The sequence below is a fragment of the Candidatus Gastranaerophilales bacterium genome (assembly GCA_028693235.1).
In the GTDB taxonomy this organism is placed as follows: Bacteria; Cyanobacteriota; Vampirovibrionia; order Gastranaerophilales; family Gastranaerophilaceae; genus JAQUVW01.
Genome location: JAQUVW010000003.1, coordinates 159,664 through 182,359, shown reverse-complemented (window position 1 = coordinate 182,359; position 22,696 = coordinate 159,664). Strand labels below are relative to the sequence as shown.

General features: G+C 35.0%; 24 protein-coding genes. 15 read left to right on the top strand and 9 right to left on the bottom strand.

Translation table 11 applies throughout. The features are described from left to right. Window positions 1–24 precede the first annotated feature (24 nt). The 3 genes from PHV37_06415 to thiL all read right to left on the bottom strand — a co-directional run bounded on the left by PHV37_06415 (window position 25) and on the right by thiL (window position 3,224). Window positions 25–1,518 (bottom strand): 5'-nucleotidase C-terminal domain-containing protein, encoded by a 1,494-nt coding sequence (locus PHV37_06415; GenBank protein MDD3237715.1) that lies wholly within the window; start codon window positions 1,516–1,518, stop codon window positions 25–27. An 80-nt stretch (window positions 1,519–1,598) separates the two neighbouring features. Next, entirely contained in the window at window positions 1,599–2,264 is a 666-nt protein-coding gene (gene ispD, locus PHV37_06410; protein ID MDD3237714.1) for a 2-C-methyl-D-erythritol 4-phosphate cytidylyltransferase, read from the bottom strand. Further along, on the bottom strand, window positions 2,265–3,224 hold the full coding sequence (gene thiL, locus PHV37_06405; protein MDD3237713.1) for a thiamine-phosphate kinase: 960 nt from the start codon (window positions 3,222–3,224) through the stop codon (window positions 2,265–2,267). A 212-nt stretch (window positions 3,225–3,436) separates the two neighbouring features. On the opposite strand from thiL, the gene PHV37_06400 reads away from it, so the two are divergent. Next, window positions 3,437–4,825 carry a glucose-6-phosphate isomerase gene (locus PHV37_06400; protein ID MDD3237712.1) on the top strand — a complete coding sequence of 463 codons (1,389 nt, stop codon included), beginning with the start codon at window positions 3,437–3,439 and terminating at the stop codon, window positions 4,823–4,825. A gap of 256 nt (window positions 4,826–5,081) precedes the next feature. Here PHV37_06400 and PHV37_06395 read toward each other — a convergent pair whose 3' ends face one another. The 3 genes from PHV37_06395 to PHV37_06385 form a co-directional block, all read right to left on the bottom strand. Further along, window positions 5,082–5,342 carry a hypothetical protein gene (locus tag PHV37_06395; protein ID MDD3237711.1) on the bottom strand — a complete coding sequence of 87 codons (261 nt, stop codon included), beginning with the start codon at window positions 5,340–5,342 and terminating at the stop codon, window positions 5,082–5,084. Between the two features lie 126 nt (window positions 5,343–5,468). Next, window positions 5,469–6,716 (bottom strand): hypothetical protein, encoded by a 1,248-nt coding sequence (locus PHV37_06390; GenBank protein MDD3237710.1) that lies wholly within the window; start codon window positions 6,714–6,716, stop codon window positions 5,469–5,471. Window positions 6,717–6,806: 90 nt separating this feature from the next. Continuing rightward, window positions 6,807–7,472, bottom strand: coding sequence for a hypothetical protein (locus PHV37_06385; protein MDD3237709.1), 666 nt, complete (start codon window positions 7,470–7,472; stop codon window positions 6,807–6,809). Between the two features lie 104 nt (window positions 7,473–7,576). On the opposite strand from PHV37_06385, the gene PHV37_06380 reads away from it, so the two are divergent. From PHV37_06380 to PHV37_06330, 11 genes are read left to right on the top strand one after another with little or no spacing between them, the layout of a single operon-like run. Continuing rightward, the gene (locus tag PHV37_06380) at window positions 7,577–7,930 is read left to right on the top strand and encodes an NADH-quinone oxidoreductase subunit A (protein MDD3237708.1); all 354 of its coding nucleotides are present in this window, start codon (window positions 7,577–7,579) and stop codon (window positions 7,928–7,930) included. Then, window positions 7,930–8,490, top strand: a complete 561-nt coding sequence (locus PHV37_06375; GenBank protein MDD3237707.1) for an NADH-quinone oxidoreductase subunit B — start codon at window positions 7,930–7,932, stop codon at window positions 8,488–8,490. Before PHV37_06380 ends, PHV37_06375 begins: the two co-directional genes overlap by 1 nt. A gap of 3 nt (window positions 8,491–8,493) precedes the next feature. Beyond that, entirely contained in the window at window positions 8,494–8,943 is a 450-nt protein-coding gene (locus tag PHV37_06370) for an NADH-quinone oxidoreductase subunit C (GenBank protein MDD3237706.1), read from the top strand. Further along, a complete protein-coding gene (locus PHV37_06365) occupies window positions 8,940–10,055 on the top strand; it encodes an NADH-quinone oxidoreductase subunit D (protein ID MDD3237705.1) in 1,116 nt (371 codons plus the stop codon). The genes PHV37_06370 and PHV37_06365 overlap by 4 nt, the downstream gene beginning before the upstream one ends. Further along, window positions 10,055–11,155 (top strand): NADH-quinone oxidoreductase subunit NuoH, encoded by a 1,101-nt coding sequence (nuoH, locus tag PHV37_06360; protein MDD3237704.1) that lies wholly within the window; start codon window positions 10,055–10,057, stop codon window positions 11,153–11,155. Before PHV37_06365 ends, nuoH begins: the two co-directional genes overlap by 1 nt. Continuing rightward, window positions 11,148–11,561: an NADH-quinone oxidoreductase subunit I gene (locus PHV37_06355; protein MDD3237703.1), complete on the top strand. Its 414-nt coding sequence runs from the start codon at window positions 11,148–11,150 to the stop codon at window positions 11,559–11,561. The genes nuoH and PHV37_06355 overlap by 8 nt, the downstream gene beginning before the upstream one ends. Further along, window positions 11,562–12,095, top strand: a complete 534-nt coding sequence (locus tag PHV37_06350) for an NADH-quinone oxidoreductase subunit J (GenBank protein MDD3237702.1) — start codon at window positions 11,562–11,564, stop codon at window positions 12,093–12,095. It abuts the gene before it with no gap. Further along, window positions 12,096–12,425: an NADH-quinone oxidoreductase subunit NuoK gene (nuoK, locus tag PHV37_06345; protein MDD3237701.1), complete on the top strand. Its 330-nt coding sequence runs from the start codon at window positions 12,096–12,098 to the stop codon at window positions 12,423–12,425. It abuts the gene before it with no gap. Continuing rightward, window positions 12,425–14,323, top strand: a complete 1,899-nt coding sequence (locus tag PHV37_06340) for an NADH-quinone oxidoreductase subunit L (protein ID MDD3237700.1) — start codon at window positions 12,425–12,427, stop codon at window positions 14,321–14,323. Before nuoK ends, PHV37_06340 begins: the two co-directional genes overlap by 1 nt. Before the next feature lie 4 nt (window positions 14,324–14,327). Further along, window positions 14,328–15,854: an NADH-quinone oxidoreductase subunit M gene (locus PHV37_06335; GenBank protein ID MDD3237699.1), complete on the top strand. Its 1,527-nt coding sequence runs from the start codon at window positions 14,328–14,330 to the stop codon at window positions 15,852–15,854. 2 nt (window positions 15,855–15,856) lie between these two features. Then, window positions 15,857–17,293 (top strand): NADH-quinone oxidoreductase subunit N, encoded by a 1,437-nt coding sequence (locus PHV37_06330; protein MDD3237698.1) that lies wholly within the window; start codon window positions 15,857–15,859, stop codon window positions 17,291–17,293. A 66-nt stretch (window positions 17,294–17,359) separates the two neighbouring features. Here PHV37_06330 and PHV37_06325 read toward each other — a convergent pair whose 3' ends face one another. Together PHV37_06325 and ispG are read right to left on the bottom strand one after the other, a co-directional pair. Then, entirely contained in the window at window positions 17,360–17,656 is a 297-nt protein-coding gene (locus PHV37_06325) for a hypothetical protein (GenBank protein ID MDD3237697.1), read from the bottom strand. Window positions 17,657–17,728: 72 nt separating this feature from the next. Next, entirely contained in the window at window positions 17,729–18,784 is a 1,056-nt protein-coding gene (gene ispG, locus PHV37_06320; protein MDD3237696.1) for a flavodoxin-dependent (E)-4-hydroxy-3-methylbut-2-enyl-diphosphate synthase, read from the bottom strand. A gap of 61 nt (window positions 18,785–18,845) precedes the next feature. Between ispG and PHV37_06315 the strand changes: the two genes are divergently transcribed. The 3 genes from PHV37_06315 (at window position 18,846) to PHV37_06305 (ending at window position 22,212) form a co-directional block, all read left to right on the top strand. Continuing rightward, window positions 18,846–19,604 carry a metallophosphoesterase family protein gene (locus tag PHV37_06315; GenBank protein ID MDD3237695.1) on the top strand — a complete coding sequence of 253 codons (759 nt, stop codon included), beginning with the start codon at window positions 18,846–18,848 and terminating at the stop codon, window positions 19,602–19,604. A 129-nt stretch (window positions 19,605–19,733) separates the two neighbouring features. Next, window positions 19,734–20,327, top strand: coding sequence for a hypothetical protein (locus tag PHV37_06310; protein ID MDD3237694.1), 594 nt, complete (start codon window positions 19,734–19,736; stop codon window positions 20,325–20,327). A gap of 40 nt (window positions 20,328–20,367) precedes the next feature. Continuing rightward, the gene (locus tag PHV37_06305) at window positions 20,368–22,212 is read left to right on the top strand and encodes a hypothetical protein (protein MDD3237693.1); all 1,845 of its coding nucleotides are present in this window, start codon (window positions 20,368–20,370) and stop codon (window positions 22,210–22,212) included. Between the two features lie 60 nt (window positions 22,213–22,272). Here the strand turns inward: PHV37_06305 and trxA are convergent, their stop codons facing one another. Continuing rightward, the gene (gene trxA, locus PHV37_06300; GenBank protein MDD3237692.1) at window positions 22,273–22,596 is read right to left on the bottom strand and encodes a thioredoxin; all 324 of its coding nucleotides are present in this window, start codon (window positions 22,594–22,596) and stop codon (window positions 22,273–22,275) included. Window positions 22,597–22,696 lie beyond the last annotated feature (100 nt).

Genomic DNA, 22,696 nt, shown 5'->3' with positions numbered 1-22,696 from the left:
GAGCTTTAAAAGCTCTATTTTGTTTTATAAAAATTTAATTCTTCCGTCTTTTACGATTTCAAAAGGCTGACCGTTGAGTTTTTTGATATAGTCAACAGCTACTTTGTCTTTGTCATAATCGTACTTTTCAAGAAGTGCTGGAGTGTCAATTTTCTTTAGCATATCAAATTTGTCGCCGCCGTTACAAACATAGTCGTCGTAGATTGCGATGTATTTTTTGTTCGGGTTTGGATTGTTAACATCAATTTTTTGAGGTTGGTTGTTTTTGTCTAAAATAGAAGCTTCAACAACTTTTCCTTCTTTGTCTAAGGTATAGGTCATGCCTGAAACTTGCATTATGTTTGGCTTGTTGTCAGGAGTTTTTAGAGATGTGCCACCGTGGTTTAAAGCATCGATTAGGTCTTTTTCAGATAACTCAACTTTGCATAATTTGTTTTTGAAAGGGAAAGCACTAGAGATGTCACGTTCGGTAATTTCGCCTGAGGAAACGTTTCCTCTGAAATTAGCGGAGTTTACGAGGACGATATCAGCCCCCATTTCTTTTCTTACGGCATCAGCAACGAAACTGGCAAAAGGATTTTCTTCAATCAAAGGTTTTTTCGGGTAAGGGTCGCATTTGCTTAAAGTTCCGATAACAGGTGATGGACCGAGTATTTTGTCTGCAGTAGCTGACATAAGTAAATTTTTGCCGTAAGCAGATGTTTTTTCAACGTTATTTTGAGCTTTAACGATTTTACCTTGAGCGTCATATTCGACATTCAAAATGCCGAAATTATGCCCGTCACGTCCTGCTTGAGTAATGATGACAGGTTCCCCTGATGGTGAATAGAATAGATTTTCGCCTTGTTTGATACCTTCAATCATATCGTGAGAGTGACCGCCTAAGATAACGTCTATACCGTCAATAGATTGTGCGATTTTCTTTTCTTCTTTGTTTCCCGTATGTGACAATAGGATAATTTTGTTAATACCTTGTTGTTTAAGCCCGTTTACTTCTTCTTGAAGTTCTTTAAAAGTTTGAGGCTCGTCGTCAACGGTTATGCCGTCTAAAAGTTCTTTTTTCTTGATTCTTGTATATAAGTCAAGTGGTTGAAGCCCGATAACGCCGTACTTGTTGCCATTTTGTTCAATTACGGTTGAGCGGAGAGTTTTTTGTTTTAATGCGTTTTTATCAGGTATATTCATGTTCATTCCGAGGAATGTTGTTTTTACGTTTTTTATAATATTTGCGAGTTTTGGAGCGGAAACATCAAATTCATGGTTTCCGTAAGTGGAAGCTTGAATGCCTGCTGTATCAAGGAAAGTTGCAGCTGCGGTGTTTATTTTTTCATCTCCGCCGATAAAAGTATCACCAGAGCAAAGCTTTAAAGCATCGACTTTCTTTTCTTTCGCAAAGCTGTCAAATTGGGCAGAAGCGTTAGTTAATTGTTCCATTTTAGGAAGTTGCCCATGAATGTCATTTACATAAAAAATAGATGACTTTACAGTTGGAGTTGACCCAGTTACAGAATTGACCATATATACCACACTATTTAACTACTCTGTTTAGAATAAAAAGCGTGAAAAATATTTTTGCTAGCTTGCGTATAAACTATAAATTATTTGTTACATTCAATCAATTTTTCTGCTTTTAAAAGGTCTTCTTTTGTTGTGATTTTGAAATTTGAATATTCGCCTTCAAAAATATAAACATCGGCTCCAAGATGTTCAAGTAGTCCGCCATCGTCACTAAATTTATGACCTTCAAGCTTTTTGTGTGCTTCAAAAATTAATTTAAAATCGAAAATTTGTGGAGTTTGCACATTCCACAAAAAAGCTCTGTTTGGAGTTTCTATTATTTTCAGATTTGAATCAACTTTTTTTATTGTATCGATTGTTTTTACAGCGACAATTATTGCTTTTTTTTCAAAAGTTTCATTTAACGCTTTTTGAATAGTTTCTTTTTTTATTAACGGTCTGGCTCCATCGTGAATAAGTACGTAGTCACAATCTTTTGAGGCTTTTAATCCGTTGAAAACAGATTCTTGCCGGCAAGAGCCGCCTTTTACGATTTCAACTTTTTTATAATTTTCAGTCAGCTTTTTGAGTGTTGGAATGAGCCCTTCTGAAGATGGGATAATTATTTTTGATATGCAATCAATTTCGTTCATTTTATCAATAGAGTGCATTAAGACAGGCTTTCCATCTAAATTTTCAAGGAGCTTGTTACCTCCTTTGTACCTTGAAGATGTTCCGCCTGCAGGAATTATGGCTTGTATGTTCATTTATTTTTCCTCAAAATGATTGAAGCTTTTTGTGTTAAAAGTTTCTTCGTCTATTTCAATAATTTTATTGTCTGTTTTAAGTTTTACTAATCCGTTAGTATTTTTGGCTGTAACTTTTCCGATTGGTTTAAATATTTTTTTATCAAGTTTTTTAAAATCATTTTCGGAAACGGAACAGAAAAGCTCAAAATCCTCACCGCCCCATAAAATCCAGTCTACATAGTCAATTTTAGCGTTTTGTGCGATTATTTTTATATCTTTATCGTAGGGAATTTTGTTGAAGTCGAGTTCAATTTCAACTCCGCTCATTTTTGCAATTTTGAAAGCAGCATCCATAAGACCGTCTGAAGTATCCATGATAGCTGAGTTTCGAGAAAGTTTGTCAGAGAGGATTTTTGATTCTTGTAGTTTTGCTTTTGGCGAAATGTGTGCAGTTATTGGGCTTAGGGGACAATTTTTCCCTTTCTCTAAACAATATAAACCGCATACACTAGAGCCGTAAGTCCCAGTTGTTACAATGATGTCGCCTGTTTGTGCATATTTGCGAGATACTTTTATGGAGGTGGATTTTTTCCCGATGGCACATATAGATATGACAATATTGCTTCCGCCGGTTAAATCACCGCCGATTATTTTAAAACTTGCCTTTTCAGCTTCCTCGTTCAATCCTGTGTAAAAATCTTTAACAAAATCTTCAGAAATCTTATTCGGAAGTGATAAAGAAACCGTTATGTATTTTGGGATAGCTAAATTGGATGCTAAATCGCTCAGGTTAACATTTACAGCTTTTTTGGCGAGTGTAAAAGCATCAGTTGTTGAAAGTGAAAAATGAACATTTTCAACAAGCGTGTCATGGGTTATAAAAATCCCTAAATCTTCAAGATAGGCACAATCATCTCCTAAATATGAATTGTCACTTAGGGTTTTGTTTATGATTTCTAAAAATTTATTTTCTTTCATTACTAAATTGTAACATTTAAAAAAATTATGTCATTGTATAAAAGTTTTGATTTTTAATGCTAAAAAGACCTAAACATCACGATTTGTATCAGTTTTTTTATATTTTTAATCCAATTTGTTAATTTTTGTGTAAAAAATCCTTAAAAAGTAAGTGGATTTTATTTGCTTAGCAGGTACAATAAATTAAGAGAGAATTTAAAAGAGGAAGTCTAATGATTGAGTTCAATTACAATAATGTACGTTCATGCGTAATCGGTGACGAAAACGGGCTTGATATTGAAAGTGAATTTAATGAATATGGTTCAAAAATCACTTCAATTATTGCGGATTTGAACTCGAGAAAAGATAAACCAGGTCAATGGCTTCAATGGATGAACTTGGGCTATAACGAAGAAACTGTCTGGTATGTTAAAGAATATGCTGCGATGGTTGAAGACCGTTTTGACAATGTCTTGATTTTGGGTATCGGGGGCTCTGCTCTTGGTGGTATGGCTGTCTGTGAGGCTCTTTTGAAACCTTATTGGAACTTCCTTACCCCTGAACAAAGAAAAAATTTCCCGAGAATTTTCTTTTTAGATAACATTGATCCTGACCAAATAAATGGACTTTTAGATGTTTTGGATTTGAAGAAAACTCTTGTTAACGTAATTACAAAATCAGGTTCTACTGCCGAAACAATGTCACAATATATGGTTGTGATGAATAAACTGAAAGAAGAACTCGGTGACGATTACAGAAAAAATATTGTGGCTACAACGGATGAAAACACAGGTATTCTTCGTCAATTATCTGACCAAGAAGGGTACAAAACATTTGTTGTTCCAGATGACGTAGGGGGAAGATATTCAGTATTTTCTGCAGTTGGATTATTGCCATTTGCCCTAGTCGGACTTGATGTTGATGAGATGGTTCATGGCGTTAAGGATATGGATTTGATTCTTAAAAATATTGATATACACCATAATATTGCCGCTCAAAATGCTCTTATTCATTATTTGATGGATACCAAAAAAGGTAAGAATTTATCTGTTATGATGCCTTATTCAAGCCGCTTGAAATATATTTCAGATTGGTATGTTCAATTGTGGGCAGAATCTTTAGGTAAAGAATATGACAGAGCAGGAAATAAAGTAAATGTCGGACCTACTCCTATTAAAGCGGTTGGGGTTACTGACCAACACTCTCAAATTCAACTATATAACGAAGGGCCGAATGATAAAATTATTAATTTTGTCAGAGTTAAAGAATTTGATACTACATTGGAAATCCCTAATGTATTTGAATATACAGGAATTAACTATTTAGGTGGCAAGACCATTAACGATTTGCTAAATGCAGAAGCTGATTCAACAAAAGTAACCTTGACAGATTTCAATCGTCCGAATGTTACAATCACTGTTCCAAAAATTGATGCGTATCACGTTGGGCAACTTCTTTATATGTTAGAAGTTCAAACAGCTATTGCGGGTGAACTCTATAATATTAATGCTTTTGACCAACCCGGTGTTGAACAGGCTAAAAATTACACCTATGCTTTGATGGGAAGAGCAGGGTATGAAGATTCCGCAAATACATTAAAAGAGAAAATGGCACAACAATAGACATTTGTCATTGTTTCATATTTTATGTTGAAAATTAATTGTGCAAAGCTGCTTACTCTTTTTGAATATTGTAAGTGCAACTTGAATCCTCTAACTACAATATGATTAGACATACAGGCTTTTGATGAAGTTTCTCTAACAAACAAGCAAAGTTCGTCAGAGCTTTTTCAATAAATTTTTTAAACAATTTTACATTATGTATAAATACATAAAAGAGGGCTCAAATGAGTCCTCTTCTTAATTTAATTTTTGATTATTAGGCAGGTATTTGTTCTTCTTGTAAAGCTACGCCTGCAATTTGGTTAGAGCTGATACAAAATCTTCTTATCGGTCCAATGGCATCTTTTTCGTATAATTTACTCATTGCAGCAGATGTTTTCATTAATTGCATTAGCTCGTTATATATGGCAATCGGGTCTTCAAAATAAAGAACCATTGGGGCTGCTGACCCTTTTATGAAAAGCAAAACTGCAATTCTTGTCTTAAATTGTGGTGGTTGAGCGTATGGCTGTGGCATATCAGACTCCCTTCTGTTAAATCCCTATGTTAAAGGTAATAAATTCGGGCTTTTTTGTCAAGCTATATCGGTTATATAAATTAAAAGGGGCTCTTGCGAGTCCCTTTTTTTGTTTTTGTATTTGAGTTAGTACCATTGACCGGTTGCGTCGTTGAATCCCATTTCGGGTAATTCTTGGTATGAATAATTTGAATAATCAACAGTGCTTGTTTCAGGAAGATTCTTGTATGCTGCAGTTTCGTTTCTGTCAGATGCCATTGCTAGATTTTGAGTTATTGCCAATTTTAGAGGAGTATTTGTCAAATTGTCTTCAATGTTGAGCCCGAGTTGTTTTGCTTGATTTAATGCTTCTTTTGGGTCAATTTGTTTTAATTTTTCGTATTGTTCTAAAACTTTTGCTTTTGCATTTTGATAAGAAATTTTAGATTTAGCATTTTTTAATTTTGTAAATTGTTCGCCCAATTTTGTTTTTGCATCTGCAAGTGCTGCTTTAGCATCGGTGTTTTTGATTTTTTCAGCACCCTCTGCAATTTTAGTTTTTGCATTTTCTAAAGTGGTTTTAGGGTCGATTTTTTCTTTAAATTCTCCATATTTTGTTTTGACGCTTTCTTTTGCATTGTTATAAGCAGTTTTACCTTCGGCTTTCAGACCTGCTTTAAATGAGCCATCGCCAGCTTCTTTAATCGCTCCATATTTAGCTTTGGCGATATTTGTTAGTCCTTCGTAGCCGTTACCGCCTTTAATACTTGATTTGAAGTCAGTTCCGAAAGCTTTTACTTTTTCAGCTGTTGTTGTTGCCGTGGACATTGCTGAGCCTTCAACGCCTTTCATCGCTTTTAATCCGCCCTTGACGCCGGCTACTGACAAGCCTACTTCAAGACCTCCCGCACCGATATTTTGGAAAGCAGCTTCCGCATCTGCGTCAGTGGTTGCTGTTGCTGCTCCGTATATTCCTTTTCCTACGTCAACAGCACCTTTTATGGCTCCTGCGGCTGCTATTGCTACACCTGCCGGAGGACATGCTATACTTAGTGCCACAGCACCTACTGCGATTGCAGCATTTTTTAGTGAAAAACTAGGTGCGTCTTTCCAGCCTAAGGCTTTTGCTACGTGACTGGCTCCGGGAATGATTGAGCAAACTGCTCCACCAATTGCTTTTCCTACGCCTTTGACGACATTTTTACATTTGTCCCAAAAACTTATTTTACCGTCATCTTTTCCGTCTTTAGCTGTTGTTTCTTGTGGTGTTACTGTCGTAGATACATTACCTGTTAACGGAATTGTTGTCGTGGCGTCTGTATTCCCTATTAAAGTGTTGTAATTGTTGTACAAATAAGGATTGTAATATAATCCTTGTGTTGCGTTAACGCTCATAAATTAAATTCCTCCTAATTTCCCCGTATATTTGTATAAAAAATTTTTTTTGTTTGAAATTTACAAATATAGGGTAAATGTTAAGAAAGATTAATTTTTGAAGTTTTTGCAATTATCAATAAGGGTGTTTATATCAATATCTTCACTTGTGTCTTGTGCTTCAAAAACAGCTTTTTGCTTGTCTATTGGGTGGTATTCATATATTGAATCAAGGCTTTTTAGCCTTTTTTCTGCATCTATGTCGTTTGGGTGGAGCATTTGGGTTATCTCGTAGTAAGTTCGGGCGTTTTTAAGGTCGCCAAGCTTTTCGTAACATTGTGCTGTTGAAAAATTTGTTCTGTAATCCCTTAAATTTCCAGAGGATAGTGACAATTTGTAAAATTCAAGTGCCGTATTATATTCTTGGAAAATATAGTTAAAATCCCCGACTGCAGCTTGAATACGGGCATCTGTAGGGTAGGTGCTGTAGGCTTGCATTAAAACTTGTTTGGCTTTTTGCTGATTTCCCATATATGCTAAAGTTTTCCCAAGCCCAATAGACGCCTCAATATTTAACATATCTTTATCATAGGCTTTTTGAAATTCACTTGAGGCTTTTTTTATATAAAAATTTCGTTCGTTTTGATTTATTGCTATTGCCGCATTATACATGTATGTTTTTCCTTGCTCTAAAGGCGTTTTAGCCGCTTCTGCAGGTTGAAAAATTGACATTATAAAAACTAAAATTAGCGTAAAATATTTCATTTTTTTATTCATATTTAAAATCCATCTTAATAATTCACAACATTTAATATTATAACAGATTAAAAAATGTTATAAATATATATAATAGTAAATATTTACTTGGTGGAGAGACTCTTTTGCACGAATTGTTGGCATTAGTCATATTGTTAGTATTTTCAGGATTGTTTGCCCTTGCGGCTTTGATTTGCGGTTTTATATTTTCGCCTAAGGGGGATTCTGCTATTAAAAATTCTACTTATGAGTGCGGAATGACGCCTTTTTCTGATGCTAAAATTCAGTTTAATATGCCGTTTTTTATGTATGCGATTTTGTTTTTGATATTTGATATTGAAACAATCATGCTTTTTCCGTTTGCTTTGATTTTCGGAAAATTAGGATTACTTGCTCTGGTTGAGGTTAGTATATTCATTTTGTTGTTAGTTTTGGGGCTGATTTATGCTGCTAGAAAAAATTTGTTAAGGTTCAGGTAATGCAATTAATTTTATCTTCTATCGATTGGGTTTATAATTGGGCAAGGTCTAATTCCTTGTGGCCGTTGACATTTGCTACTTCATGTTGCGGTATAGAGATGATGAGCACTTCTGCTTCAAATTATGATATTGCAAGATTTGGCTCTGAGGTTTTTAGAAATACCCCAAGACAAGCCGATTTGCTTATTGTCGCAGGTACTATAACCCACAAAATGGCTCCTGCTGTTTTAAAATTGTATGAACAAATGGCTGAACCAAAGTATGTCATTGCGATGGGGGCGTGTGCTTGCTCCGGTGGTATGTATAAAGGTAATTCTTATTCTGTTGTAAACGGTGTCGATAAAATTATCCCTGTTGACGTTTATTTGCCGATGTGTCCACCCAAGCCTGAAGCTTTGCTTGATGCTATTATAAAACTCCAAAAAATGATTAGGACAGAATCTCTCTCTAAAAGAAAAGAGTATATTCTCTCCCATAAATCAAAACTGGCTTTAGGGGCTGATGACAGTGAGGTTCTTTTGGCTTCGCCTGATATAGAAATTATAGGGTTTGGGGTGTAGTTTATGTTAAATGAATTTTTAGAAATGTTTGCCGTCGATGGCGTTGTTGAAGTTGATAAAGGTATAAACAAATATTATTTACCTAAAAATCAACTTAAAGATGCTCTAAAATATTTGAAAAATACGTCAGAATGTTCTTTTGATATGCTTTTATCGCTCACTGCTGTCGAACTTTCAGACTGTATTGAACTCGTTTATTTTTTATATTCTTCTGAAAGAAATGAGAATTTGGCAATTGCAACAAAACTTTCAGTTCAAGGACTTGTGATTGAAACAGTTTCGGATTTATACCCTTCTGCAAATTGGGACGAGCGTGAAATTTTTGATTTGTTTGGCGTGGATTTCTTATTGCATTCTAATTTGAAAAGGTTGCTCATGCCTGTAGATTGGAAGGGGCACCCCTTGAGAAAAGACTACGTTATGAATGATGAGAGATTGGCGTGGAATAAATGAGTGAAAAACTAAAAAAAACTATGAAAATAAATATAGGTCCTCAACATCCTTCGACGCATGGGGTTCTCAGACTTGTTTTGGAACTTGATGGAGAGGTTATAAAATCTACAGAGCCGATAGTTGGATATTTGCACCGCGGTATGGAAAAAATGGCGGAAAATATGACTTATTTTCAGTATTTGCCGACTGTTGACAGGATAGATTATTTGTCTTCATTTTTTTGTGCTGAGGCTTTTGTTTCCTCTGTTGAAAAGGCTTTGAAAATTGAAGTGCCTCAAAAGGCTCAATATATGAGAGTTATGTTGATGGAGCTTAACAGAATTGCTTCTCACTTATTGTGGCTCGGGACTTTTATGCTTGATTTGGGTGCTAGTTCTCCTTTCTTTTATTGCTTTAGAGAAAGAGAAGTTATTTTAAATCTTTTTGAAGATTTAACCGGTGCAAGAATGATGTATAATTTTCATACTTTCGGCGGTGTTAAGAAAGATTTTCAGGCACATTTCTTTGAAAAACTCGATAAATTTATGCTTGATTTTCCTAAAAAAGTTGATGAGTATGAAGCTATCATTACTAAAAATCCGGTTTTCTTAAAACGTGCTTACGGTATTGGGGTTTTGAATAAAAAAACGGCTTTAGCTTATGCTATTACAGGACCTAATTTGAGAGCTTCCGGCGTTACTCTCGATTTTAGAAAACAAAGCCCTTATTTGATTTATGACAAAGTTGAGTTTGATGTCCCGAATAGGAAATTTGGTGACAGTTGGAGCAGATATTTTGTCAGAGTTCAAGAAATGAAAGAGTCTTTAAAAATTGTAAAACAATGTGCAGATTGGCTTCAGCAAAACAAAAATGAAGATTATAATCTCGGTATAAGACCTGTTGCCTTGAAAGTACCTGTGGGTATGTATGTATCTAATGTTGAATCTCCGAGAGGACTTTTGTCTTGTGTTTTGGTCGCAGACGGAAGTGAAAAACCTGTAAGAGTCAAGTGGCGTACGGGCTCATTTTATGCCGTTCAAGTTCTTCCTAATTTAATTCAAAACCATAAAATGTCTGATTTGATGACTATTTTTGGTAGTTTAGATGTCATTTTGCCGGAGGTGGATAGATAATGGATGTTTTATATTCGTATTATTTAGAATATTTTCAATCTTTCGGTATAAACGAGGCGTGGGCTATACTCTTGTGGTACGCAATGACATTTGCCATTGTCGCAGTTTTACTTATCGGTGTTGTTTTGGTTCTCGTATTGGTTGAACGGAAATTATTAGCCCTTTTTACAGTTCGTAAAGGTCCTAACCGTGTTGGCTTTTGGGGCTGTTTGCAAACTGTCGCAGATGCGATTAAGCTACTTTTTAAAGAAGATATTATTCCCGATAAGGCTGACAAATTCCTTTTTTGGATTGCACCTATTCTTGTATTTGCCCCTGTTATGGCGGTATGGGGGTTAATCCCTTGGGATAGCAGATTCTGTATTTTTAATTCTATTGTCGGGGTGCTGCTTTTTATGGCTATTTTAACTTTCCCTACTTTCGGTATCTTGCTCGCAGGGTATTCCAGCAATAACAAATACTCCTTAATTGGTGCTTTTAGAGCTTGCGTTCAGACAATAAGCTATGAAATCCCTCTTGTTATGTCTGTTTTGAGCATTGTTGTTTTGGCTCAAACTTTGAATATTAACAATATTATCCTCGCTCAATCTTCAAACGGCATTTTCGGTTGGAATTTTATCCCCGCTTTTGTTGGTATGGTCGTCTTCTTCGTCTGTGCTATTGCTCAAATGAACAGGACTCCATTCGATTTGCCTGAGGCTGAAAGTGAATTGGTATGCGGTTACAACGTCGAATACTCAGGCATGAAATTTGCTATGTTCTTTTTGGCAGAATATGCTGAAACGTTTATTATAAGTTTGTTTATGGCAATTCTGTTTTTTGGAGGCTACTTATCTCCGTTCGGCGGATACATTGTTGAACAGCTTGATATAAACTTCGTCACGACTCAATTTCTGATTTATATTGAGCAATTCAGTTGGCTGATTATTAAAACAGCCATAATTTTATTTGTTATTATTTGGATTAGAGCGACTCTTCCAAGGCTTAGAGCTGACCAACTTACTGCCTTTGCTTGGAAAGTTCTTTTGCCGCTCTCTATTATTAATTTCTTTGTGGTATCTGTTATCAAATATATGACTATGGGAGCATCTTATGTTTAAAAAAGTGTTTAATTTCTTTCTTTCAATGTTTCAGGGGCATTTTACTGTTATGAAAAATGCTTTCAGAAAAAGAGTAACACTCGAATATCCTGAAAAGAAAAAAGCTCTAAACCCAAGATTTAGAGGCAAGCTCTTATTTGTAAGAAATAATGACGGCTCCCCTAAATGCTCAGGGTGCGGAATGTGTCAAAAGGTTTGTCCTTGTAAAGATTTGATTAAAATTGAACGTACAAAGGATGAAAGTGGTAAATTTAAAGTAACTAAATACGAAGTGGACATGGCAAGATGTATTTTTTGCGGTAATTGTGTCGAAAATTGCCCCACAAAGTCACTGAAAATGTCTAAATCTTATACATTAGCATCTTTAAATAAAGACGATTTAATACTCACATTAAAGGGGATATAAGTGGAATTATTATCACATATTTTATTTTATATTGTAGCGTCGTTGCTAGTGGTATCTGCTCTCGGAGTCGTATTTGCACCAAGGATTATCTATTCTTTGGTTTCTGCTTTTGTTGCTTTTATGTTGGTTGCATTTGTATTTTTCATGCTTAACGCACCTTTTAATGCGGCTGTGCAGATTAGTGTCTATGGGGTTGCGGTTGCGATTCTGTTTGCATTTGCGATTATGATGACTTCTTATAACAAAGAAAAAAATCTCTATGTAGCATTAGCTCCCAGAACTGTTTTGGCTGCTATCGGGCTTTTTATGATTGTTGGTGCTCTTATTACTTTCGTTGTTGAAGATTATAGTTTGGACTATGGCTTTTCATTTATGAACGTTGAGGTTAAAGCTTTATTTGATACTACTCTTGAAATTGCAAAGGGGCTTTTTACCAATTATATATTTTGTTTTGAACTCTTGTCCGTCTTTTTGCTCATTGCGATAGTCGGTGTGGGGGCAATTATTACTTTTAAAAAATCGGAGGATTCATAGTTGGATTTTGCGTGGATTACAAATATCGGTTTAATTCATTATCTGGTATTGGCTTTGGTGCTTTTTTGCATCGGGCTTTTTGGTATTATTATTTCGAAAAATATTATCAAAATTTTGATATGTATAGAGTTGATGCTCAATGCGGTTTGTATAAATTTCGTTGCCTTTGCAAATTATTTGGACGGAAGTTCTGTAAACGGAATGATTTTTGCTTTGTTTATCATTGCGATATGTGCCACCCAAGTTGCAATTGGTTTAGCCCTTGTTTTGTCTGTATTTAATTACAAACATACCGTCAATAGTGAAAAAATCGGAGAGCTTAAGGGATAATGAATTTTGTTTTTGATAATTTATTGTTAATAATGTTTTTGCCCGTCTGGGTTGCATTGATTTTGTTGCTTAATACAACAACCGGCTTCACTGAGTCAAAAAAAATGACTGCGGGGTTGACTATTGCGTCAACTTCTGTCGGTTTGTGTTTTGCTCTTTTGGGAATGTATTTTGCTCTAACGGGAGATACTCCATCACTTGAGGATAACGTTTTATGGTTTTCATCAGGCTCTTTAAATCTTTATTTCGGTTTTCTGTTTGATAAAATCTCAGCACTGTTTTTACTTGTTTTGATGAGTGTTAGTTTTGCTGTTCAAATTTTTTCTTACGGATATATGAAAGATGATGAAAATTTTTCACGATATTTTATTTATTTAAATTTATTTAACTTCTCAATGTCAGGGCTTATTTTGAGCTCTAATTTAGTACAAACGTACATATTTTGGGAGCTAGTCGGTTTTTGTAGTTATCTGTTGATTGGTTTTTGGTTAAGTAAAAAATCAGCTTCAAAAGCTGCTCAAAAAGCTTTTATTGTTAACAGAATAGGCGATACCGCTCTTTTGGTCGGGGTAGTGTCTTTAATCTATTTTAGTCTTAATTATCTAAATATCACAGGGACTGAGTTTTTAGCTTTTTCTAATATGCAAAATTTCGCCGAACAATTATTGCCATTGACGGGTGATGTCGCATTCTATTGCATTTGTGCATTGATTTTGTGCGGTGCAATAGCTAAATCTGCTCAATTCCCTTTGCATGTTTGGCTTGCAGACGCAATGGAGGCTCCAACTCCTGTTAGCGGACTTATCCACGCAGCTACGATGGTTGCAGCCGGTATATTCTTAATTCTCAGAATGTATCCTTTGTTCATTCTTTCTGCTCCGTTGATGAATACAATTTTGTACGTTGGTTTGTTTACAGCGTTTATCACTGCATTTTTCGCACTTTGTCAAAATGATATTAAAAAAATGCTCGCACACTCCACATCTTCTCAGTTGGGGTTAATGTTTGTTGCTTTGGGGATTTTGGCTCCATCGGCTGCTTTGTTCCATTTTTCTATGCATGCATTCTATAAAGCTTTGCTGTTTTTAGCTGCAGGTATTGTTATTAAGTATCTGAAAGATACCCAAGATATGAGAAAAATGGGGGGATTGAGGAAAGAAATGCCTTTATGTGCAATTTCTTATTTAATTGGCTCTGTTTGCTTATCCGGGTTAATGTTCAGCGGTTTCTTTTCTAAAGAAGCAATGGCTTACGCTGTATCCACAGAGGCTTCTATGGGAGTGTATGCAACTTTTGTTGTTATTAGTTTGATGACTGCTTTTTATATCTTTAAATCATATTTTTTGATTTTTGAAGGGGAAGTAAGAAATACAATTCAACCTATCAAAACGCCTGTTTCTATGAAAACGGGTTTGGTCCTTTTAGCTGTTCCGTCATTGTTATTAGGCTTTTTCGTCCATAAAGGATTTTTGGATTTTATAAATCCTTTGGGAATGAAAAATTGTTCTTCTATACCATTTAGTATTACGTTGGCTTCTAGTTTGGTAGCTCTTTTGGGGTTAGGCATTGCGTTTTTGGTTGTGAAAAAAGAACTATATAATGACTTTTTGCCAAGATGGCTTTATAAATTGTCTTCTAAAACTTTTTATATAAATGAAATATATTCGTTTTTTATTAAAAAGGTTTTCAATAATTTTTGTAAGTTAATAAATTTTCTTGATAAATACATTATTGATGGTGCGGTAAGACTAGTCGCATTGCTGACTCGCGGGTTTGGGTGGCTTGTTTCGAAATTGCAAAACGGAAATGTTCAGTCTTATCTTGCTTATTCTGTTTTCTTTATCGGGGTATTATTTATGACGGTTTTAGTTTTTTATTTTATATTGCTTAGAGGATAAGTTTATGGAAAATTATTTATCATTAATATGGCTTGTATTTGCACCTCTCATAGCGTTTGGTTTAATCTTGACTCCATTCTTCGGTAACAACGAGGTTTTTATTCGCCGTTTTTCCAAAGGATTTGCGAGTCTGCATTTTTTATATACCTTATTATTTTTGGCTTTTTACGACACCTCAAGTTGCTCTTTTGTATATGAATCTGAGCTCAAGATGTTTGACTCAAGCTGGCTTAAATCGTTAGGAATATCTGCAAGCTTCGGCGTTGACGGGCTATCATTATTGCTTGTTGTGTTGACGTCATTTATATTCTTGTTGGCTTTTATTGCCAGCAAATCCGCGATTAGAACAAAACACAAATTCTATTATTCAATGATGTTTTTATTGCAAACAGCTGTTTTAGGCGTATTTTGTGCCAAAGACATGTTTCTATTCTTTTTGTTTTGGGAGCTTGAATTGGTACCGATGTATTTCTTGATTTCCGAATGGGGAACGGGAAATGCTCAAAAATCTGCTTTAAAATTTATTTTATACACATTCTGCGGTAGCGTTTTTATGTTGCTCGGAATGTTGGCTCTATATTTCTATAGTTTTGCGACAAATGGTGTTTTAACTGCAAATATAGATATGTTGAGTATCTCAGAGTCAGTTTATCCTATAGCATTTCAAATGCTTGTTTTCGTTGCGTTTTTTATTGGTTTTGCTGTAAAAATACCTATAATTCCATTTCATACGTGGCTTCCAGATGCTCATACAGATGCCCCTACTCCCGTAAGTATGATTTTGGCTGCAATTTTACTAAAAATGGGTTGCTACGGGCTTTTAAGATTTAATATGGGGATTTTCCCCGATGTATTCAAGATATTTGCTCCAATACTGCTTGTATTAGCTGTTATAAGTATTTTATGGGCTGCTTTTACTGCGATTGCTCAAGTAGATTTGAAAAGAATCATTGCTTATTCAAGTATTTCTCATATGGGAATTGTAATATTGGGACTCGGCACTTTAACAAGAATTGGTTTGGACGGTGCTATATTCTTGATGTTTGCTCATTCTTTGATTAGTGCAGGTCTGTTTATGATTGTGGGAGTCGTCTATAACAGATGTAAAACTCGTGATATAGATTCTTTGGGCGGTTTAGGTTCTGTAATGCCTTGGTTTATGCGGCTTGCTTTGCCGATTGGATTTGCTGCGGCAGGTCTTCCTTTGCTTGCAGGATTCCCTGGAGAGCTTTTAAGTTTTATCGGGGCCTTTACTTCAGATTTCATGGAGTCATCTTTGTCTATGGTATGTGGCGTTTTAGCTATGTTTGCGTTGATTTTAAGCAGTGTATATGTGCTGAAAATTTTGCATAATATTTTCTTTAATAAATTACCGGTTCAGTACGAAAATGTTAGAGATATAAGAGGGCATCAGCTTGTTGTGCTTTTCGTTTTGGCTTTTGCCGTGATTATTTTCGGGCTTTTCCCGAATACTGTTTTAGATATATTCAGTTCTTATAGTTCTGTTTTAATTGACATGTTGAAGGTGTAACAATGGATTTACTTTTAGATATAAAAACCTGTTTTTTGCAAGAATTGGCACTTTTGGTATTCATAGTGTTAAATATATTTTTATCGTTATTTTTCAGTAAACGGTTTTATAAACTTTCAAAATGGATTGCCTTGATAGCTATTGTAATTTCAATAGGAGCTTCAATTTTTATACCGTTGTCGCCTGTTTATTATGCATTTTCCAACACTTTTGTTTCTAATATCTATACGGTATTTTTCAAAAATCTGATATTGATAACTGTCTTTTTTGTAATTTTGCTGTCTCGGAATATGATAAAGCAAAAAAGAAATCGGGCATTTGAATATTTTACACTTCTTTTGAGTGCTACGCTGGGTGCGTTGTGTTTGGTTTCCGCGAATGACTTTTTGACAACTTTTGTTTCATTGGAAACGCTTGGGATTTCTTGTTATATGCTTGCTGCGTTTGCTAAAAATTACAAAGCAAAAGAGGCTGGGTTGAAATATTTGATAATGGGCTCAGTTGCAACTGCCGTGTTCTTGTTGGGCGTTTCTTATTTGTATGGTTCTTGCTTCACGTTGAATTTTTCAATGATAAATGATTTTTATTTGCAACATAATCCTTCTTTGATGTTTATGGTTGCTTGCGTATTTATAGTTATGGGATTGATGTTTAAGATAGGTGCAGTTCCTTTTGCTACTTGGGTCCCTGATATATATGAAGGAGTGACTTATCCTGTCGGAGCATTTTTGTCTTTAGTTCCTAAAATAGCCGGATTTGCTATTTTAGGCAGAGTGTTCGTTTTTATCTTTTCATTTTCGCCGATATTAAAAGTTATAGTTGCAGTTACTGCGGTGCTATCAATTTTGTATGGTGTTCTGGGTGCAATCAGGCAAACAAATATCAAAAGGTTGTATGGCTACAGCTCTGTTGCACATTGTGGGTACATACTTTTAGGAATGAGCGTTCTATCTGTTTATTCGCTTTCCACAGTTTTGTTTTATCTTTTCTGCTATTTGTTTATGAATATCGGAATTTGGACTGCTTCAACTATGTTTTATACAAGTTCAGGAAGTGATAAAATTGAAGATTACAAAGGACTTTTGTATAAAAGACCATATTATGCAATTGCTTTTACCACATGCTTGTTGGCGTTAGCAGGTTTGCCTCCAACGTCAGGTTTTTTAGCGAAATTATATTTGTTTTCAGCAGTTACAAGAGCGGGCGTCGCTTTTTGGCCTGCATTGATAATCGCCTTGCTGTCTACAGTTGTATCTTTATTCTTTTATTTCAAAGTCGTGCGAGAACTGTTTGAAAAAACTAATACTACTCCAGATATAGATACAAGTTTAATTTCACCAAAACTTATTTTATACGCTTGTTCATTGGCAACTGTTTTACTTTGTATATTTGCTGAGAAAATTATAGAGCTTGCACAGTTGAGTGCTTATTACATCTAGCATATTGCAACAAAAAGCCCTCGTCTTATTCGGGGGCTTTTATTAAAAAATTTTATTATAAGCGGTTTATAAATCTTCCCAGCTATTATAATTTTTCAAGTCATGACCAGGGTAGTCAAAATTCGTGTTAGAAACAGGGTCAACGTAATTGTATAACTTCATGTACCAAGTTCTTGTATCGGCTTTTTCTGGAAGTGGAGAATATACATCTTTAGCTTTAATTTGTAATTCTCTAGCCATTTCTTTTGACAATCCGGTGTTGACTGTATATTGTTCAGATAGCATATATTGATTGTCAACGTATGCATTTGCAGTTGTTGTAGCTATCAACAATCCGAGCAAAATGTATAATGTTTTTTTCATAAAAATACCTCACTATAATATTAACAGTTTACATTATTTTCAAATTCAATGCAAACATCTATCTAATGGATTTCAAAGCGTTTCGGATTTAACTATTTTTTCGAATTCGTCCAATAATTCTGATTCCGGTAGTCGTTTGATGATTTCTCCTTTTTTGAAAATATAACCTTCACCTATAGCACCGGCTATGCCAAAGTCAGCGTGTTTAGCTTCCCCGGGTCCGTTTACAGGGCAACCCATGACGGCGATTGTTATCGGTTTATCAAAGTTCTCAAATCTTTTTTCTACGGATTTAGCTAGTCCTATAAGGTCGATTTGAGTTCTTCCGCAAGTTGGGCAAGACACAAAATTTACGCCTTTTTTTCTCAGTCCTAAAGCTTTTAATATTGCAAATCCTGCTTTTACTTCTTCAATTGGATTTTCAGTTAAAGAAACTCTTATTGTATCGCCGATTCCTTCTGCCAAGAGTGTTCCTAGTCCTACCGATGATTTGATTAGTCCGCCTTTTAGGGTTCCTGCTTCAGTAACACCAAGATGAAGAGGGTATTGAGTCTTTTCTGCAATCAATCTGTAAGCTTTTATTGTTGTAAGTACATCGCTTGATTTTAGTGATACTTTTAAATTTTTATAGTCATTATCTTCTAATATTTTTATGTGACGCATAGCACTCATGACCATTTTTTCATGTAGTGGAAGATTCATCTCTGCTATATCTTTTTCAAGTGAGCCCCCGTTTATACCTATTCTAATTGGGATATTTCTCTCTTTAGCCATATTGACTACCATTTTTACTTTGTCTGTTTTACCGATATTTCCGGGGTTTAATCTCAATGAATCTATTCCGTTTTCGATACATTGGAGTGCTAACCTATAGTCAAAATGTATATCTGTAATTAATGGAATTGAAATTTGCGACTTTATATCTTTAATAGCAGCAGCTGCGTCTTTGTTTAAAACAGCTACTCTGATGAGCTCGCAGCCTGCTTGTTCGAGTTCTTTTATTTGTTTTACTGTTGCATCGATATCTCTAGTATCGGTGTTGCACATTGATTGGACACTTATCGGTGCATTATTTCCTATTTTTACATTTCCTATTTTTATCTGTAAAGATTTTCTTCTTTCAATCATTCTTAAGCCTTCTTCCTGTTAAAATAATGGTAGCATAAAACTTGATTTTAGAGGTGAAAAAATGAAAATAGCTGTAATTTCTGATATTCATGGAAATATGGAGGCGTTAACGTCTGTTCTTGACAAGATAAAGGCTCTAAAATGTGACAAAATATTTTGCTTAGGTGATTTAGCAATGGCAGGTCCGGAGCCAAACAAAGCCGTTTCTTTTATAAAAGAATTGTCTTGCAAAATGGGAGAGAACTTTCAAATAATACAGGGCAATACAGACAAGATGCTCTGTCAATATTCGCCTGAAATCTATGAGAAATTATCTGCAGCAAATCAAATTATGGCAAACGCTTATGTCGCTGATTCTCAAGAATTGTCTGCTGAAAACAAAGAATATTTGAACTCGCTTAATGTGAACAATGAAATCACATTAAACGGTATAAAAATCTTATTGGTTCACGGTTCTCCTCGCCGAAATGATGAGAATATTTTTCCTGATTTAAAAATAGCTCAAGTGGAAGAAATCGTTAAAGATGCAAATGCTGATTTGATTTTTTGCGGGCACACCCACATGCCTTGCGGGTATCAAACTAATACCAATGTAACTGTTGTAAATGTAGGTAGCGTCGGACGTCCATTCAGTGAAGTGCCTCAGTCATGCTTTGCTGTTCTTGATATTGATGAGATAAATTCTACTTACACGATTTTGCATGATTTTGTTGATTATGATTTCAAATTAGCAGGTGAAAAATTGATTAATCGAGGTTTCGAAGGTGTTGAAAAACTCGCTCAAATGCTTGCTCATGCGACTTCAAGATATCCAGAGTAAAAATATTTTATTTCTCTTAAATCAAATAATTTGTAAACAAAATTTAACTTAATAGCAAAATAATATTTTAGAACTTTTCTAATTAAAGAAAGGTTATGGGCAAAATACTGTCTGCCCGAAGGAATGTGTATGAAAATTAGCAATAATTTGTATAATAATGCAGCGATTAAAAATCGAATGCAAAACCAAGATGTAAGTTTTAAAGGTGGTGCAAATGCCTTAGTAAAAGCCTCAAAAGAGATTGTGGATTATGACAAGCTCTTGAAAGTCGCCTCCAATGAAATCGGTGACGTCGGCGACAAGTTGTTATCCAAGCTGGAAAAATCAGGACGAATTGTCTTAAAACAAGCCGATAACGGTGCCAAATCCATTTCCTTTAAGGAACCTACTATTATTAAATCTTTTATTGACAGTGCAACTTTCCCCATTCGAGAATTACCTTTTTTAATCACTGACGGAGCTTTAAAATTAGCTAAAAAAGTCTCCGGACTTTCAACTTCAGCTTCAAAATTATACGACTCATCTTTCTTAGCTTCTCGCAGAGCAGCTTCTCAAGTTTCAGAAGATATGAATATGTTACAAGGGCTTCTTGAAACCACCAAAAAACTTACCGATAGTGCTTCTAAAAACAGCGGTAAGACTTTGGATGAGCTTGCTTCCATGAAAGAGCTTCCAAAAAAACATAAGCGACGGACTTTTTCAAAAATCAAACAAGTTCTTTAGTCCTAAAACCGGCAATTACAATACTGTACACGAACGTCCTTTGAACAGAATTGTTACAGGCATGGCGTCTGCTTTTTTCTTGGCTGATGATGCCTACAATCTTTCGGTTTTGTGCGGTGACAAACCTCAAGAGTCCGAAAAAGAAAAGAAAGCAAGATTTAAGCAAGAAACATCAAGGGTCTTTACGACAGCATATTTGCAATTAATTACGCTTGGAGCATTGTCTAAATTTGTTAATAATAATCAATATGCTTCACCTTTAATTGCCGCTGCTACTGTGCTTGTTTCTGAAACAACATCTCGTTTACTAAATCATAAGCCAGTCACATTCTTATCAAAAGAAAAGGCTCAAGAATTAAATTCAAAAAATGCTAAAGACGATAAAAATAAAGTTACTCAACAAACAGCTCAAACCGCTTCAGGACAACCTGCTCAGCCTATCCAACCGGCTCAGCCTGTGACTCCTCAAGCTGCAGCTCCAATAGCTACGATAGCTTCTAATCAAGTTCAAGCTGCTCAAAATGGTAAACCTCAAGCTTCTTTTAAGGCTGATTCAAAACCTCTAGATAAAAATGAAAGTTCTGATAAATCTAAAAAACAAGACTCCAAAACCTTAATTTCTTTCAAAACTTTGATGAAAGGTTTGGGCGTTTTGGCAGGTGCTGGCATGGCGTTAGCTGCATTAAGACACAGCCCGAAGTTAAAAGGTTTAAAATTCGGCGATGCTGTTGACGGTGTGCAAGGTTTTTGGAAAAAGTCTATTTACACTCCGCTTGTAAAAAAAGATTTTGAACTTCCTAAAGCGGATTTTGACTTGGCAATGTCTAAGTTAGATGAAATGAAATCCCCAATTAGTAAAAAATATCGTTCCGTAATTAAAGAACTCGGTGAGATTGATGAAACTTCCAATATAATAAAATTGAAGGCAAAAGACGGTTATACAAAAGTAGATAAAAAATTTAAGCCCATAGTCGATTTAGCAATAGGTCCATTTAAGTTTGTTTGGAGTGCAATTACGCTTCCATATAGAGCTGTTACTGCCCCTATTAAAGCGATTGCGTCTTCTTATCGAAATTCTGCAAAACAAGGAAAAACTCTTTCAGAATTTCAAAATAAGTTCATAAATCTTTCAAATAATTGGTTCGGAGAACCTGTCAAAAAGAAAGGTGCTTCCATTCAAGATACTTTCTCTATGGGAATTGAAAAGCTTGTTAAAAAAGCAAAAGAGCTTGACAACGGAAAAATTGCACCAAAAGATTTTGAAGAATTTGTAAATTCATCTGTTGCAAAATCATTTAATACCACTACTCAATCAAATATTGATAATGCTGACTTCGCTAAACTTACAAAAATGGCGTCATCACTTGTTACATCTACATTCTTGGTTGCTGATAACTACAACATGGTAATGATGAAATCAAATGGTGAAAATAAAAATGATGCAAAACAAAAGGCCAATGAAAGAATAGTCCAACGTATAAGCTCTCTATTCTATCAAACTTTATTCATAGATTTGTTCAACAATACATTCTCAAAATTATACCATGCCGCTCTTATGGGAATGGCTGCTGTATCTACTTCCAGCCAGTTGACGATGGAATTGTTTACAAGAAAATCTATCGGCATGCCGGTAGGGACGATGTCTTATGACCAACTTGCTGAATTAGATGAAAAAAATAATTCCAAGACAGGATTTGCAGGCAAGTATTTTAAATTTATGTCTAAATTAACAGGCAAAAAACCTTTGAAAAAGAAAACTGACTCAATCCCCCAAGATATCAAGCAATCCTCAGCTGTTCAATCCGGCAATGCAACCTCTGCTTCTGTAGTTAAAAATGAAGGTGGCAAAACAACTAATTTATTAGAGTTATATGGCGTTAAATAAAATAATTAAATTAAAAAGGAAGCTCCTTTTCGAGCTTCCTTTTTTTGAATATTAGAAAAATTAAATGTGCTTTTCAATATTAGAAACCAAAGAAGATTTAGGCATTAGTCCAACCAATCTTTCTACGGCTTCTCCGTTTTTAAAAACAAGAATACTCGGCAAACCGCTAATTGAAAATTCTTTAGCTGTTTTCATATTTTCATCTGTATTTACTTTAACAACCTTGATTTTTCCTTCGTATTCAGTAGCTATTTCATCAAGGACGGGTCCTAATTTTCTGCAAGGTCCGCACCAAGGTGCCCAAAAATCTACGACGGTAAGCTCAGGAGCTTTTAAAACCATTTCATCAAAGTTGTTGTCAGTTACATCAATTGCGTTTGACATAAATATCTCCTTTTTCCAATATTATATAACATGCAAACTTTTAGTAAATTGCTTACTCTGTTTAGTCTATATTACTCATTTATTCTAATATTGTCAAAAT